At 56.0% G+C, this 14,311-nt stretch carries 14 protein-coding genes; all 14 read right to left on the bottom strand.

The window, feature by feature from the left end:
• Nucleotides 1–291: 291 nt before the first annotated feature.
• The 14 genes from lpxB to murC all read right to left on the bottom strand — a co-directional run bounded on the left by lpxB (nt 292) and on the right by murC (nt 14,254).
• On the bottom strand, nt 292–1,422 hold the full coding sequence (lpxB, locus tag HMPREF1121_RS04695; RefSeq protein WP_044114997.1) for a lipid-A-disaccharide synthase: 1,131 nt from the start codon (nt 1,420–1,422) through the stop codon (nt 292–294).
• A 4-nt stretch (nt 1,423–1,426) separates the two neighbouring features.
• Nucleotides 1,427–2,185, bottom strand: a complete 759-nt coding sequence (surE, locus tag HMPREF1121_RS04690; protein WP_044114996.1) for a 5'/3'-nucleotidase SurE — start codon at nt 2,183–2,185, stop codon at nt 1,427–1,429.
• A gap of 18 nt (nt 2,186–2,203) precedes the next feature.
• The gene (locus HMPREF1121_RS04685) at nt 2,204–2,734 is read right to left on the bottom strand and encodes a hypothetical protein (protein WP_044114995.1); all 531 of its coding nucleotides are present in this window, start codon (nt 2,732–2,734) and stop codon (nt 2,204–2,206) included.
• A 42-nt stretch (nt 2,735–2,776) separates the two neighbouring features.
• The gene (locus HMPREF1121_RS04680) at nt 2,777–4,318 is read right to left on the bottom strand and encodes a glycine--tRNA ligase (RefSeq protein WP_044114994.1); all 1,542 of its coding nucleotides are present in this window, start codon (nt 4,316–4,318) and stop codon (nt 2,777–2,779) included.
• Nucleotides 4,319–4,554: 236 nt separating this feature from the next.
• Nucleotides 4,555–4,932 carry an ASCH domain-containing protein gene (locus HMPREF1121_RS08740; protein ID WP_084151961.1) on the bottom strand — a complete coding sequence of 126 codons (378 nt, stop codon included), beginning with the start codon at nt 4,930–4,932 and terminating at the stop codon, nt 4,555–4,557.
• The gene (locus HMPREF1121_RS04675) at nt 4,904–5,959 is read right to left on the bottom strand and encodes an N-acetyltransferase (RefSeq protein ID WP_044114993.1); all 1,056 of its coding nucleotides are present in this window, start codon (nt 5,957–5,959) and stop codon (nt 4,904–4,906) included. The genes HMPREF1121_RS08740 and HMPREF1121_RS04675 overlap by 29 nt, the downstream gene beginning before the upstream one ends.
• Before the next feature lie 504 nt (nt 5,960–6,463).
• On the bottom strand, nt 6,464–6,934 hold the full coding sequence (locus HMPREF1121_RS04670; RefSeq protein WP_044114991.1) for a hypothetical protein: 471 nt from the start codon (nt 6,932–6,934) through the stop codon (nt 6,464–6,466).
• 82 nt (nt 6,935–7,016) lie between these two features.
• Nucleotides 7,017–7,763 (bottom strand): DNA alkylation repair protein, encoded by a 747-nt coding sequence (locus tag HMPREF1121_RS04665; RefSeq protein WP_044114989.1) that lies wholly within the window; start codon nt 7,761–7,763, stop codon nt 7,017–7,019.
• A 32-nt stretch (nt 7,764–7,795) separates the two neighbouring features.
• On the bottom strand, nt 7,796–8,263 hold the full coding sequence (locus HMPREF1121_RS04660; RefSeq protein ID WP_044114987.1) for a MoaF-related domain-containing protein: 468 nt from the start codon (nt 8,261–8,263) through the stop codon (nt 7,796–7,798).
• Nucleotides 8,264–8,305: 42 nt separating this feature from the next.
• Entirely contained in the window at nt 8,306–8,737 is a 432-nt protein-coding gene (locus HMPREF1121_RS04655) for a BT0820 family HAD-type phosphatase (RefSeq protein ID WP_009432582.1), read from the bottom strand.
• A gap of 29 nt (nt 8,738–8,766) precedes the next feature.
• Nucleotides 8,767–10,245, bottom strand: a complete 1,479-nt coding sequence (gene ftsZ, locus HMPREF1121_RS04650) for a cell division protein FtsZ (RefSeq protein WP_044114985.1) — start codon at nt 10,243–10,245, stop codon at nt 8,767–8,769.
• A 27-nt stretch (nt 10,246–10,272) separates the two neighbouring features.
• The gene (locus tag HMPREF1121_RS04645; RefSeq protein ID WP_044114983.1) at nt 10,273–11,763 is read right to left on the bottom strand and encodes a cell division protein FtsA; all 1,491 of its coding nucleotides are present in this window, start codon (nt 11,761–11,763) and stop codon (nt 10,273–10,275) included.
• Nucleotides 11,760–12,875 (bottom strand): hypothetical protein, encoded by a 1,116-nt coding sequence (locus HMPREF1121_RS04640; protein ID WP_044114982.1) that lies wholly within the window; start codon nt 12,873–12,875, stop codon nt 11,760–11,762. Before HMPREF1121_RS04640 ends, HMPREF1121_RS04645 begins: the two co-directional genes overlap by 4 nt.
• Nucleotides 12,872–14,254: a UDP-N-acetylmuramate--L-alanine ligase gene (gene murC / locus HMPREF1121_RS04635; protein WP_044114981.1), complete on the bottom strand. Its 1,383-nt coding sequence runs from the start codon at nt 14,252–14,254 to the stop codon at nt 12,872–12,874. Before murC ends, HMPREF1121_RS04640 begins: the two co-directional genes overlap by 4 nt.
• Nucleotides 14,255–14,311: the final 57 nt, after the last annotated feature.

The following is a 14,311-nucleotide window of genomic DNA, read 5'->3' as shown; positions in this document are numbered from 1 at the left end:
AATGCTTTGCGCTTCCTGCCCACAGGGTATTCACAAGTGACTTCCCACTTATAGCTGGGCTTTGGGCGTAGTCGAGGGGAAGGCATCCACATCTCGGGGGATTGCTTTCCCTTTTCTCGCGTCCCTCGGTATGTGTATTGGAGTGGGATAATCTCGTGAGTTATCTACACCTTGAGGGAAGGGGGGAGAGGGGAGTAAGGTCGTCGCTGGAGGGGTGGGGATGAGTCTACTATTTATCCCACGCTTACCCACTTGTTTTCCCCAGCTCACAGAGGGGGTGGAGTAGGGTGCTTATCGCGCTTCGTGGAGGTAGCTCAGGATAGCCCTTGCGGCGCGTGGGGCGCTGGGCTCCGTGCCCATCAGCTCCTGCAGCTGGGCGAATGCCTGCAGCTGGTCCGTGCGGCGATGGTCCTCCTCAGGGATGAGGCGGGAGAGGATCGAGAGGATCTGTACGGAGTGGGCACGGTCGGCGAGGAGCTCGGGGACGGCAGGGCGATCCAAGATGAGGTTGACCAGCGAGAAGTAAGGCACACGGAAGAGGTGCTCGAAGACGAGACGAGCGATACGCTTACCGCCCATACGATAGCAGACGACCATAGGGATACCCCATAAGCCTGCCTCCAGCGTCGCTGTACCCGAGGTGACGAGGGCAGCGTGCGCACGGCGCATGAGTCCGTAGGTATCTCCGAAGAGGATGGGGGTATCGCTGTACTTACCGAGGTGTGGGGCGTAGTCTGCAGCGGTGAGTCCTGGAGCACCAGCGATGACGACACGCCAGCCCAGATTAGAATAGGCAGCGGTAGCTGCGAGCATCTCGGGGAGGTTGTTCCGCAGCTCAGACTGACGGCTCCCCGGTATGAGGAGGAGCATCTGTTCACGCTCTACGGGCTCGGGATGCTCGGCGAGGTAGGTGAGCTTAGCATCTACACAAGGGTTACCTATATACTCGGTGCGAAGGCCTCTGTCGCTGAAGTAGTTCGTCTCAAAGGGCAGGATACTTAGCCCGAGGTCTACATAGCGGCGGAGCTGGCGTATGCGCCCTGCTCTCCACGCCCAGAGCTTGGGGAGGATGTAGTAGATGACGGGGCAGCGTAGCTCCTTCTTGGCGTAAGGGAGGATGAAGCGGAAGTTGAAGTCTGCGTAGTCCACAGGGATCACCACATCGGGGGCGAAGTCACGCATAGCAGCTTGTATCTGCCGGCCGATGCGGGTGAGCTTCCCGAGGTTCTTGACGACGCTGACGATGCCCATGAAGGCGACCTCACGGTAGTGGACGATGGGGGCGACGCCTGCTGCGGCCTCCATCTTGTCTCCACCCATAAAAGCAAACGAAGCCTCTGGATCCTCAGCCCGCAGCGCCCGTATGAGCGCCGAGGCGTGGAGGTCGCCAGAGGCTTCGCCTGCGACTAAGAAGTAGCGCATAGTGCTATGCTGAGCGTTCGGTCAGGGCTTCGAGTTCCTCGAGCCACTGATAGTTCGTGCAGTCGAGCTGGAGAGGCGTGAGTGTCGCCCAGCTATCCTTGAGGTAGTGCCAGTCGGCTTGCTTGGTATCCTCGGCGGGATCTTGGCGACCCGTGAGCCAGTGGATACGCTTGCCCTTGCCGTCCTCTGAGTGGACGAACTCCTCGACGAAGCGCCCTACAGTCATGGGGCATACCTTCAGACCCTTGGGCTTCGTCTTGGGGACGTTCAGCGAGAGCATCGTCTGCCAGGGTAGGGGCTTCTCAAGCATCATCTTCACGACACGCACCGTGTAGTCGATGCTGTCGGAGAAGTCGGGGTGCCAAGCGGTGTCATCGAGCGACACGGCCAGCGATGGGATGCCGTAGATACAGCCTTCGCGGGCAGCACCGAGCGTACCGGAGTAGCTCACGCAGATGCCCTCGTTGCTCCCGTGGTTGATGCCCGAGATGATGAGGTCGGGGCGCTGGTCTACGAAGAGGGTATTTAGTGCGAGCTTGACGCAGTCCACAGGCGTACCCTCGCAGCTATATACAGCGAGGTTGCCTTCGGTGGTGCGGTGCTTGAGGCGAAGAGGTTGGGTCGTGGTGATAGCGCCAGAGAAGCCCGAGCGGGGCCCGTCTGGAGCGACGATAGTCACCTGACCGAAGGCGAGCATCGCCTGAGCGAGCTCTTGGATACCTGCGGCGCGGAAGCCGTCGTCATTGCTGAGGAGTATATGCATCTATAGGGTATAGGATCCTTACTTCGTCGAGGGCTTGATGACGCTCCCGAGGCGGACACGGTAATATAGTGAGGTATAGCTCTCGGTACGCTCCACCATATTGTTGGTATTGAGGTACCAGGGTACTACGATAGAGGCTTCGGCTCCCTGATGGAGGTTCTGCACAGCGATCTGCAGGCCTACGGGGAGGCTGGCGACGGTCTCCTGCTGGACGGAGTTGAGGTCAAGGGTCTGGCGCACACGCATGGCCTTCAGGTTATCCTTGATCCATTCGCTCGTCGAGTAGGCGTCACGGAAGAGCGTGACGGCATCGGTATAGTCGACCCCGACAGACGCATCGCCTGCCTTGGTGACCTTCATATAGATGAAGCCACTACCCGTGATACCGGGTACGGTGACGCGCTGGAAGTCCGTGCTGTCGGCGAAGGCGCGGAAGGCCCGCTCATTCGTGGCACGGCGCTCCTTGGCGACGTCGATAGTGCTATTGCAGCTCGTGAGGCTGAGGAGCGTAAGCAGGGCGAGGCCTGTGGTGATCTTGCTTATCATCATTGTCTCTTAGATGAAGTGGTGGGCACCTCTCTTGGGTGGGGGTTAGATCTTGCGCAGCAGGCTCTTCAGCGAAGTAGCCTCGTAGAGTACGCGGGAGAGCTCGCTGATAGCGACGCGCTCCTGCTGCATCGTGTCACGGTGACGCAGGGTGACGGTACCATCCTCCATCGTCTGGTGGTCGATGGTGACGCAGTAGGGCGTACCGATAGCGTCCTGACGGCGGTAGCGCTTACCGATAGAGTCCTTCTCATCGAGCTGGCAGTTGAAGTCGAACTTCAGCTCGTCGTAGATCTCCTGTGCCTTGGCATCAAGGCCGTCCTTACGCACCAGGGGCAGGATAGCGAGCTTGACAGGAGCGAGAGCTGCGGGCAGGCGAAGGACTGTACGCTTGTCACCACCCTCGAGGGCTTCCTCTTCGTAGGAGCCACAGATGAGGCTGAGGAACATACGGTCGACACCGATAGAGGTCTCGATGACGTAGGGCACATAGCTCTCACCCAGCTCGGGATCGAAGTACTGCATCTTCTTGCCGCTGAACTCCTCGTGACGCTTCAGGTCGAAGTCCGTACGGCTGTGGATACCCTCTACTTCCTTGAAGCCAAAGGGCATCTCAAACTCGATATCCGTAGCAGCGTTGGCATAGTGCGCCAGCTTCTCGTGGTCGTGGTAGCGGTACTTCTTGTCGCCGAGGCCGAGGGCCTTGTGCCAGCGAAGACGCAGGTCCTTCCAGAAGTCGAACCACTTGAGCTCCTCACCAGGGCGGACGAAGAACTGCATCTCCATCTGCTCGAACTCGCGCATGCGGAAGATGAACTGACGGGCAACGATCTCATTGCGGAAGGCCTTACCGATCTGTGCTATACCGAAGGGCACCTTCATACGGCCCGTCTTCTGCACGTTCAGGAAGTTCACGAAGATCCCCTGAGCCGTCTCAGGGCGCAGGTAGACCTTCATCGCACCGTCGGCCGTGGAGCCCATCTCGGTGGCGAACATAAGGTTGAACTGACGGACCTCCGTCCAGTTGCGCGTGCCGCTGATCGGGCAGACGATCTCGTAGTCGAGGATGATCTGACGCAGCTCCTCGAGGTTGGTATCGTTCATAGCAGCAGCGAAGCGGTTGTGCAGCTCTTCCCACTTAGCCTGATACTCGAGTACACGGCCGTTGGTAGAGCGGAACTGTGCTTCGTCGAAGCTCTCGCCGAACTTCTTCGCAGCCTTGGCTACCTCCTTATTGATCTTCTCCTCGATCTTCGCCAGCTGATCCTCGATGAGGACGTCAGCGCGGTAGCGCTTCTTCGAGTCCTTGTTGTCGATGAGGGGGTCATTGAAGGCGTCGACGTGGCCAGAGGCCTTCCAGATTTTGGGGTGCATGAAGATCGCTGAGTCGATCCCTACGACGTTAGGAGCCAAGAGGGTCATCGCCTCCCACCAGTAGCGCTTGATGTTGTTCTTCAGTTCGCTACCGAGCTGTCCGTAGTCGTAGACAGCGCCGAGGCCGTCGTAGATTTCGGAGGAGGGGAAGACGAAGCCGTATTCCTTACAGTGGGCGATCACCTTCTTAAAGAGGTCTTCTTGCTGTGCCATGAGAGCAGTTGCTTATTCTATTATCTATTTGGATTGTATCGATGTGATAGCTGCGACGCACCGATGCGAGGCGCGCACAGTCCACAAAGTTACACATTCTCCTCTACTTACGTACGCTACGGATCGGCTCCGAAAGGCCCGCTCGCTGACCGCACTTCGGGCGGGTGACTATAATCAGCAAATAAAAGAACAAGCCTCGAATACAAATCTGTACTTCGGGCTTGCTTGTTATTACTCTACAGGTAGCAAAAGGATTGCGGAGGGGATGTATTTGGATATTTGTCAGAGAGCTTTTCGGGAGTTCGATAGGGGTGAAAGGCTTTTATCTCGATAGCATGCGCATGTGCTCGTTCGGCAAAGTATGAGAGGAAAAAGTCTTCGCTGATACCAGCTTTATCTTTCGTTCTCTCCCAAAGCGCTTTGGGTGTATCTGTAAGAAGATTGCCTACTTCTATTTCTCCTACGATGCGACAAACTGGGCTTGAAGCATAGACAACAATACGTTTGATATCGGTTCTCTTGTACAAGACACGACGATATTCGAAGCACTTATTTCCTAGTATAATTTGTTCTACAAACTCGGGTTTAATAGATAATAAGACCTTGGCTGACATTTCCTTTATTTAGAATATACTTGAACTGTTGATCTGTGAGGGGAATGAAACTCCAGCGCTGTGTGCAGTCAACCCCTGCCTCTTCGATAAGACTTCCTCTAGTAACTCTTTCTTTGAGAGCGCAGTTATAGAGCATATGAATGACATAGAAGTTTGTCTTTTTATAGAAACTGGTTAGTTCTTCCTCTGAGAATACACTGTAAGGAAGTACATCCTTAATGAAGTCCTCACATGAACTCCAATAATTGCTTTTGATCACTTTACTTACTGTGCAGATGGAGGTCACTACGCTTCTGTAGTGTGCAGGACCTTGCTCGTCACTCGTTCTATAGATGGTAATGAGATCACCTTCTTTCAAGGTGCTAACATTTTCATTCCATGAGATGTATACCTTCTGTATGCTGTTTGTATGTGAGCAATCCTGAATAAGTTCTTTTGAGTGAGCCTGCTCATTATTCAAGATAGAGTCAGGAAATAATCTCGTATGATATGTTGGCATAACCGAAAGAAGAAAGGCTTTTCTCCCGGCATTAAAACGTGGGTAATCAAGCTTAATATCTCCAACAGAAGGGGAGGTTAATCTTTTGATGAGTACGAGTTCCTCGTTCTTTTTCCCATGCTCTTCAAATCCATAGCTGTGAAGTAGCTTAATAAGAGGTGTATGCTTTGGGAATACGGTCAGATAAATCTCCTCGAAACCATAGAGAATAGCTTGGTCAAAGATTAGTTTCAAAACGCGTTCTCCGAGTTTAGTTTGATGCGCTTCTATCTTCAGAGTCCCTACTTTGAGTCTTCTACAAGGCTCAAGAGGAGGTTGTATATCTTCACAACGCTCATTAATTTCACTTTTTAGGAAAATGAATGCAAGCAGCCCTTGGTCTCCGTAGAGAACAAATGCCTTCCTTTTTTCACTCTCCTTTCGTTTGTACCAAGCGTTAAATCCATCATAGTCCTTTCGAAGGCTATCAAAGAAAGGATCTTCTAGATCTATATCTGTTAGATACTTGTATTGAAATATCTGGCTCATATATGCCGAATGATTTATACAAAGCTAGCAAAATAGGAGATAGAGTGTACTTACAAAAGTCACGGGATATTGGTTCTATATAAATACCTTTCTCATTATATCATGGAGGTTTGCTTGTTTTCAGCAGAAGACCATGATGATAGTATTCAGTCGGAAGTTCTTTGTATCATTTAGAAATTCACCGCAGGAAAAGTCGTCGATATCTACGGGAAAAGCCACGCACTACTACGGCTAAGGCTTTATCTCGGTACGCGGCTCTTAGGACTACGTAGGTGGATGATAGGGGCTACGTGCAGGGTCTATAAATCTACGTACCGAGATCAAGCTTTGGGCGTATAGAAGGCGACTTATAGCACTATGGAGATAGCATCATTTCTTGCATAGGGAGGGGAGAAGTCCCGTATAGCTTGCTACGTCATCGCCGTAGTGGATGGGTATAAAAGTCGTGCGGGACGCCCTCGGCTTAGCCGAAAGCGTCCCGCACAAGGTAGGGGGTATGCGCTATCAGTACAGTATGCTGATCTCGCCTTCTCTGGTGAAGAGATCCCACATACCTTCCTGTCCATTCGGGGATGGGTGGGCATTGCAGATGAGCATAAATTGCTCGTAGAATGGGATCTCACGTGGGCGATAGATAGAGAGGGAGCTGACCCATACGCGCCCAGTGGTATCATCCGAATCGATGACGCATTGGGCGGATTCACTCAGCTTCGTATTGATCTTAGGGGAGACGAATAGCTTCACAGCTTTATCCAGCGTGCTGATGGCCTTCTCTTTGCTCTTAGCGTCGGTGGGGTCATACGTGGCGGTGAAAGCGCTGAGCTCGCTTTCGGAGAAGTTCTCCAAGCTGGATAGATGCCCTCTCTTTGCTTCTCTTTGGGAGGTAGGTAGGGCTTGCTTTGCGCTCTTCTCACAGCCCAAGTTGGGGAGAAGAAGGAAGAGAGCAAGTCCCCCTATAAGGAGCTTACTATTCATAGGTTCGTCAGAGTTAGGTAGTGAGTATTGCTACTCCAAAGATAGAGAATCGTAGGAATCTCTACGCCTTCGCTGAAGGGCGCTATTTCGAGGCCTTTATGCGCAGGGCCTTGAGTAGGGTCTTGGTGTCGGGATCGATGCGGCGCGACTCGCAGATCTTCTGGATGGCCTTGTTGTGCACCCACGGCTCGAAGCGCTTCTCAGCGAGGTAGGGGTGGGTCTCGGTGGGGTAGAAGGTGTAGCACTCAGCGATAGCCCACGCCAGCGCCATACGCACGTAGTAGCCCTCGTTGCTCACGGCGAGGTAGTGGCGGAGTAGCTCGTCTATATGCTCATCGTCGATGAAGTACTGCATAAGGGCGACGATGCCGAAGCGCACCTCGTACTCCCCGCTGCGCTGGAGGTAGGGGAGGAAGAACGCCCAGAGCTCGGGGCCATACTCACGGAGGAGCTTCTTCGGCTGGGGGAGGCTGAAGGAGTCGCAGACCGACCACGAGTGGATGACCCGCACCCAGCGCGAGAGGTGGGTGAGGTAGTCGGAGAAGTCATTCACGGGGAGCATACCGAGGACGAGGCCCTGCAGGGTACGTGCCTCCATAAAGTCCTCCTCTCTGGGGTGCTCTCCGCGTTCAGCTTCCTCGAGGTAAGCAGGCCAGCTGCCACTACGCACGATGCGCCGAGCGAGCGCACGTAGATCGGGCAGACGTACACCGAGTACGCCTGCTATATCGGGATGTAGTCGCTGGGTAAAGGGCTGATTGCCCCGCTGAGCAAGCTCCAGAAGGTGCTCTGTGATGCTTCGCTCGTCGATGCGGTAGGGGCTGGACATAGGCCTTGTACAGCAAAGGCCCCCGTGGGGAATTAGTCTAAGAGTAGGTGATTGGCATCCTCTATCTTCTCGATGGTGCCAGAGAGGACGGAGGTACTACGCGAAGCTTGGTTGCGCGAGTAGACATTTGAGGTGATGAAGGCCTGACAGGTGCGCTCATCGAGGTCAAGGACCTGGCTCACGGTCGTGCCATCGGCCTCGACCCAGTTGACGAAGAAGACACTCGCGCCGATGCGTATGACGCTGTAGTTGTCTTCGCCTTCCTTGCTACCGTGGACGGAGTCCTTACTCCTCCAGAAGAGGTGCTTGTGCGATAGGTACTCGACGGTAGAGACGTTCTCAGGGAAGCGCAGGTGTAGGCGCTTCCCGACGAGTGTCGTATCCGTAGTCTGTACGGGAGGTGCGTCCTCTTGGCTCGTCTTGGTGCCTGAGGAGTCCCCACTGCATGCTGTGAGGAGCAAGAGCGCAGCGGCAAGGGTGAAGAGAGGGCGTAGATACATGATAGATCTATGGCTAATGTGTAGAGTGTAGTGCGGTGCGGCTTAGTCACGTGAGAAGAGACGCGAGAAGAAGCCGCGCTTCTCCTCCTCCTCTTCGTAGAGCCCCAGTCGGTGCCACTCGCCATCGAGAGCCTTACCGGCCTGGATGCGGTGGTAGATCGTGCCCCAGTCGGGCAGGCCACCAAAGCTGCGGTCATCGAGGAAGAGATCAGCCTTGAGCTTGCGCGAGAAGCCCGACCCCGTAGCATCTTCCTCTGGGAAGTCTCTATTGATGGCGTAGAACTCCACGCCACGCTGACGGCACCACTCCACGGCTTCGTCCAGTAGAGCGCCCTCACGGACGGTCCAGAGGATGAGACGATGCCCATCACGGATCAGCATCGCGAGGGTCTGGGTGGCGAAGGGGATTTCCTCGCCGATCTTGGGATAACGGTGACGCACGATCGTGCCGTCGAAGTCAACAGCTATAATCATCAGTAGAGTGGGGAGTATAGGATAGAGTTTTAGAATCCAGAGAAGCGGATGACGTTCTCAGGCGTCTCCTCGGTCTTCTCTTCTTCGGGCTGAGTGGCCTCCTCTACGGGCTCTGGACGTGATGGCGTAGAGGTGGTGAAGGTCGTCGAGCTCGTCGTGTACTGCGAAGGCTCGGGGCGGGGCGTATGCAGGTCGAAGGCCGACAGCGTGCTACGCTCACGAGCGCTCTGGCTGGCCGTACCATAGTTGTTGATACGGATCGCTCTATTGCTACTCTTATCGACGCGCTTGCTCTCGAAGATGCGGTGATCTCGGCGGAAGGAAGGCGTCTCCTCGAGGATGATGATAAGCTCTTCGTCATCAAGCTCATTGATGCTCAGGGCGACAGGCTCGGCCTTTGTGCGCTTGGTAGCGTGCTCCCCGTAGATACGCTCGATGAGACGGTGCTGCTCGTCGCGCTCCTTATCTTCGTTGATCTTAGTGAGCGGATCGCGCTTCTTTACGGTCTTGGGGATGAAGATATCTTCGTCGAAGCCAAAGCCCGAGGCAAGGATGGTGACACCGAGCTTGGTGCCAAGCCCCTCCTTGCGAGAGATACCATGGATGGTATTCACCTCGTCGGAGAACTCGCTGGTGAACTCGTGGATCTGACTAAATTCGTCGACCGTCAGCGGAGCTTTATCGTCATAGTAGACGTTGATGAGGAGCTGGCGGGCCTTGCTGATGTTGTTGTTATTCAAGAGGGGGGAGTTCAGCGCCTCTTGGATAGCCAGAGTCATACGATCTTCGCCTTCAGCATAGCCGGTATTGATGACGGCCACACCACCACCACGCAGGACGGTATCGACGTCGGCAAAGTCGAGGTTCACTTCCCCTGCGATATTCACCAGCTCGGAGATACCACGAGCGGCATTACTCAGCGTATCGTCGGCCTTGGCGAAGGCTTCGGATACGGTGAAGTTCTTGTACACCTCGATGAGGCGCTGATTATTGATGACGAGGAGAGCATCTACACTCTCGCGCATCTGCTTGACCCCTTCGAGGGCTTGGAGGATCTTCGCCGTCCCCTCAAAGAGGAAGGGGATCGTGACGATACCGATGGTCAGCAGACCTGCCTGCATAGCGATCTTGCCGATGACGGGGGCTGCACCCGTACCCGTACCACCACCCATACCAGCGGTGATGAAGACCATACGCGTCTCTCCAGCGGTGAGAGCAATACGGATCTGCTCCCCACTCTCTTCGGCTGCATCTTTGGCGCGCTGAGGCTTAGCTCCAGCACCGAGACCCTTAGTGACCGTAGGGCCGATCATAATCTTATCCTCTACGGGGCTATGGTCAAGTGCCTGCTTATCGGTATTACATAGGAGGAAGGATACGCCAGGGACAGAGCCGCTGGTGTACATCTTCGTGACGGCATTACCGCCACCACCTCCTACGCCCACTACCTTGATGAGCTGCTTGACCTCACTCTCAGAGTATTCGAATTCAATGCTACCTCGTTCCATTGTATCTATCTTATCTAAAGGTATGGGCTAAAAATCATCACCACCATCATTCGCACCGAAGAGCCCGTTGATGCTGTTTATGAAGGAATTGAGGCTCCACGACTTCTTCTCCTTGCGCTCGCGCTTCGTCTCGCGCTTGGTGTCCTCCTCCTCTTCGTCCTCCTCCTCTTCGCTGTGGTCGAAGTAATCATCTTCATCATCGTCGAGAGGGACGCGCTGAGCTTCGCTGATGGTCGTGTAGGTGTAGGACTCTTCCTCGCTCTCCTTGGGCTCTTCTACGGGCTCAGTAGGCTCGCTGCTACGCACCTCGGGCTGCTCCTGCAGGAGGGACTCAAGGGGGCGGAGCTCGTAGCTTACGCCAGGCTCGGTGGCCTGAGCTGCGAGAGCGATCTCGGTGATATACTCTGAGAGGAGGTCTTTCTGAGAGACGTCCTCATAGATGTCTCGGCGTAGGGAGACTTCGCGGTACTCGGGAGAGAGCTTGCGCAGCGTCTCAAAGAAGTGGTCAGTCTTCGTCACGCCACCAGCGAAGACAAAGCCCTTGGGGATGCTCTCGCTGCAGCCTGCTTCGTGGATGATGCTCACCACGTTGCTCAGGATCTCGAGGATACGTGCGCTGATGTAGCGGTTCACCTCGAGCTGGCTGAAGCGCTTGGTAGTGCTACCATCAGCCGACTTAGCCTCGATCTCTTGGGTGCGAGATACGGAGAGGTTCATCGATCCTCGCTCGATCTTCAGCTTCTCAGCGTCAGCCTCGAGGAGGGGTACGGAGAGCTGTGTGAGGTCGCGCGTCACATTGTTCCCACCAAGGGGCAGGACGTAGAGTGCGACGGGGAAGCGCTCCTGATAGATAGCGATGGAGGTCGTACCACCGCCGATGTTGACGTAGGCACAGCCGAGGGCCATCTCTTCGATCGTCATCGTAGCAGCAGCCTCAGCGATAGGCGTGGGGAGGATGCCCAAGAGGCGTAGACCCAAGCGATCTTCGATGGTCTCGCGGACGTTGATGATGATGTTCTGGCGGGCTACGATGAGCAGGTACTGGGCCTCCAGACGACGGCAACGCACTCCTCTGGGGTTGGACTCACGCTTGCCATCGCAGCGGTAGCGGGGCTCAGTGATGGAGAGGATCGTCATGCCGGGATAGCTGGCATCACTGACCTGATCCTTGAGGGTGAGTAGGTGCTCGGGGGTGACGACGCTACCTTCTTCACCGAGCTCGATGAAGGAGTCATAGCGCTCGGAGCGCATGGAGCGGCACTCCAGCCCTACATACACGCCGGAGATCTGAGCCTCCTCGGGTAGGGCGGTGCTGAGCTTATCGAGGAGTGAAGAGATACGCTTGGCAGCCTCCTCGATGTTGTGTATAGAGCCTTGGCGCACGCAGCCTGCCGTGGGGACACGGTGGGCGGCGATGGGCACGACGCGTCCCTGTGGGGACTTCGTGGCGAGCATCCCAGAGAGGGAGGTGCTGCCTATGTTGATGACGGCGTATATGCTATCCCTACGATCGTTCATTTCTTCTGTGGCTTGTTAGGTTTGCCCTTCTCGGCGGGCTTATTGGGTTTCTTGGGGGTGGGGGCTTGCTGAGGAGCGGGCTTCTTAGTATCCTTCTTGGGGTCCTTCTTCGGCTCTTTCTTATCGGTCTTTGCCTTGTCGCCTGGCTTGCTCGCAGGCTTATCCTTGGGCTTGTCCTTAGGGGCTTCCTTAGCCTTCTCGCGGGGCTTCTCCGTGGCGGCAGGCTTCTTCGGAGCGGGAGCCGCAGAGACTGCTGGCGCAGGCTTGGGGGAGGGAGCGGGTGCAGGTGCAGGCGCTGGTGTTGGTGCAGCGACGACTTCGCCTTCTTCGTCGAAGGTCTCGCCCTCGGGGGCATAGCGGCTGCGGGCGATGATCTGCGTGCCGTAGTCGAGGTTGACATAGCTGAAGGCATTCATCCCGCGCTTGGGGAGTACGCTCTCAGCGAAGATGCGCCACTTACGGAGCTTCTCACTCCAGTTCGACTCGCGACCCATGATGACGCGTGTCGTGCCGATGCGTGGGATGAGGACGATACCATCGGTCTCGTCGACGTAGACCTGCCCGAAGTAGTCGGTGAAGTAAGGGTCTTCGCGCAGGGCGGCCATGAGGTCGTAGACGGGACCCGTAGCCATCTTGAGGTCTACAGCACCGCTGACGATGGGGAGGTAAGCTGCGAAGGTGGGGTTCACCGTGATGGTACCCTTACCCTGCGTGACGTAGTAGCTCTTACCCGAGGCTTCCTGCACGATGTAGAGGGGGTGCTTCTCCGTCAGGCGGATCTGCACGGAGGAGGAGGAGGGGGCGATGAAGGCCTCAGCACGCTTGTAGATAGGCATACTGAGCAGGGTGCGCTCAATCTTACGGAGGTCGATGGAGTCAAGGCGCTTCCCTCGTAGCTGGATGCCACGGCGGGCGAGCTCATCGGTGATGCGGTCACCTGTGAGGAAGAGCGGTTCGCCACCTGCCTCGGTCTTCACCTCGACGGTGACAGCCTCGCAGCGGTCGGTGGAGGTGACGCGTGGGGAGCGAATGAGTAGGTACGCGATACCCCCTATCAGTGCGACTGACAGGAGGAGCAGGAGTAGGTTGCGTACGAAGGCTCTATTCTTCATAGCCTGCGGCGGATCTCATCTGCTACCTGGGGTACCAGGCGGTCAATATCTCCAGCGCCGACCATCAGGATGACTTCGGGGAGCTCCTGGCGCTTCTTGAGCTCGGGGAGCAGGCCTTCCTTAGGCAGGACAAGCACATCCTTATGCTTCATCACGTCGGCGATCATCTGCGAAGTGACGCCTGGGATGGGGAGCTCGCGAGCAGGATAGATGTCGAGGAGAATGACTTCGTCGAGCTGGTCAAGGCTCGCGGCGAACTCTCGATAGAAGTCCTGCGTACGGCTATAGAGGTGCGGCTGGAAGATGCCGAGGATCTTACGGTCGGGATAGAGCTCACGTACCGAGCGGATGCTGGGGTCAAGCTCATTGGGGTGGTGGGCGTAGTCATCGATGAGCACGCAGCGGGGATCATCGATGAGGCGGTCAAAGCGGCGATAGACCCCACGGAAGGAGGTGACACCTGCTGCCAGCTCCTCGAGGGTAGCTCCACAGAGGTAGGCTACGGCCATAGCAGCCACAGCATTCTCCACATTGATGAGGAGGGGCACACCGAGCTCGACGTGGAGCGTACCAGCAGGGCGCCCTTCGATAGCGGGATAGTGCCAGTCGAAGAAGAGGTGCCCATCACGGATCTCGATGCCGTCGGCACGGAAGTCCGCTTCGTCAGCTCCAGCGGTATAGGTGAAAAGACGCGTACCTTGCTTGAGACGGGGCGTCACGGGGATACCCTTCTTCATCACCAGAGCACCCTCTGCGCTGACGAGTGAGGTGAAGTGCTCGAAGCTCTCCCGATAGGCCTCGGGCGTGTGGTAGATGTCAAGGTGGTCGGGGTCCGCGGAGGTGATCACCGCGATGTATGGTGAGAGATGGTGAAAGGAACGGTCGAACTCATCAGCTTCGATCACGGCATAGTCGCTGTGGTCGGAGATGAGGCAGTTGGTCTGGTAATTATTTGAGATACCGCCGAGGAAGGCGTGGCAGTCGACGTGGCTCGAGCGCAGGAGGTGCGCCAGTAGGGTAGAGGTCGTCGTCTTGCCGTGGGTACCAGCGACGCAGAGCCCGCGCTCACGGCGGGTCAGTTCGCCGAGGAGCTCAGCACGCTTCATCACACGGTTGCCCTGTGCGCGGAAGAAGGCCAGCTCGTGGTGGTCGTGGGGAACGGCTGGAGTGAAGACGACGAGGGTATCCTTCGTGCGGAAGGGCTCGGGGATTAGCTCGGGATCGTCTTCGTAGTGGATGGTAGCACCCTCTTCGCTCAAGGCGTGTGTGAGGGGCGAAGGTGTCAAGTCATACCCTGCTACGCTATCTCCCTTGCTGAGGAAGTAGCGCACGAGAGCGCTCATACCTATGCCACCGATACCAATAAAATACAGCTTCATACACTATCTCTATTTTACCATTTTACGCAAAGGTACAAAGAAAGTAAGACCGAGCGC

It is taken from the genome of Porphyromonas sp. KLE 1280, from assembly GCF_000700805.1.
Classification (GTDB): domain Bacteria; phylum Bacteroidota; class Bacteroidia; order Bacteroidales; family Porphyromonadaceae; genus Porphyromonas; species Porphyromonas pasteri.
The sequence above is the reverse complement of the archived record's forward strand: the minus strand, read 5'-3'. Positions and strand labels throughout refer to the sequence as shown.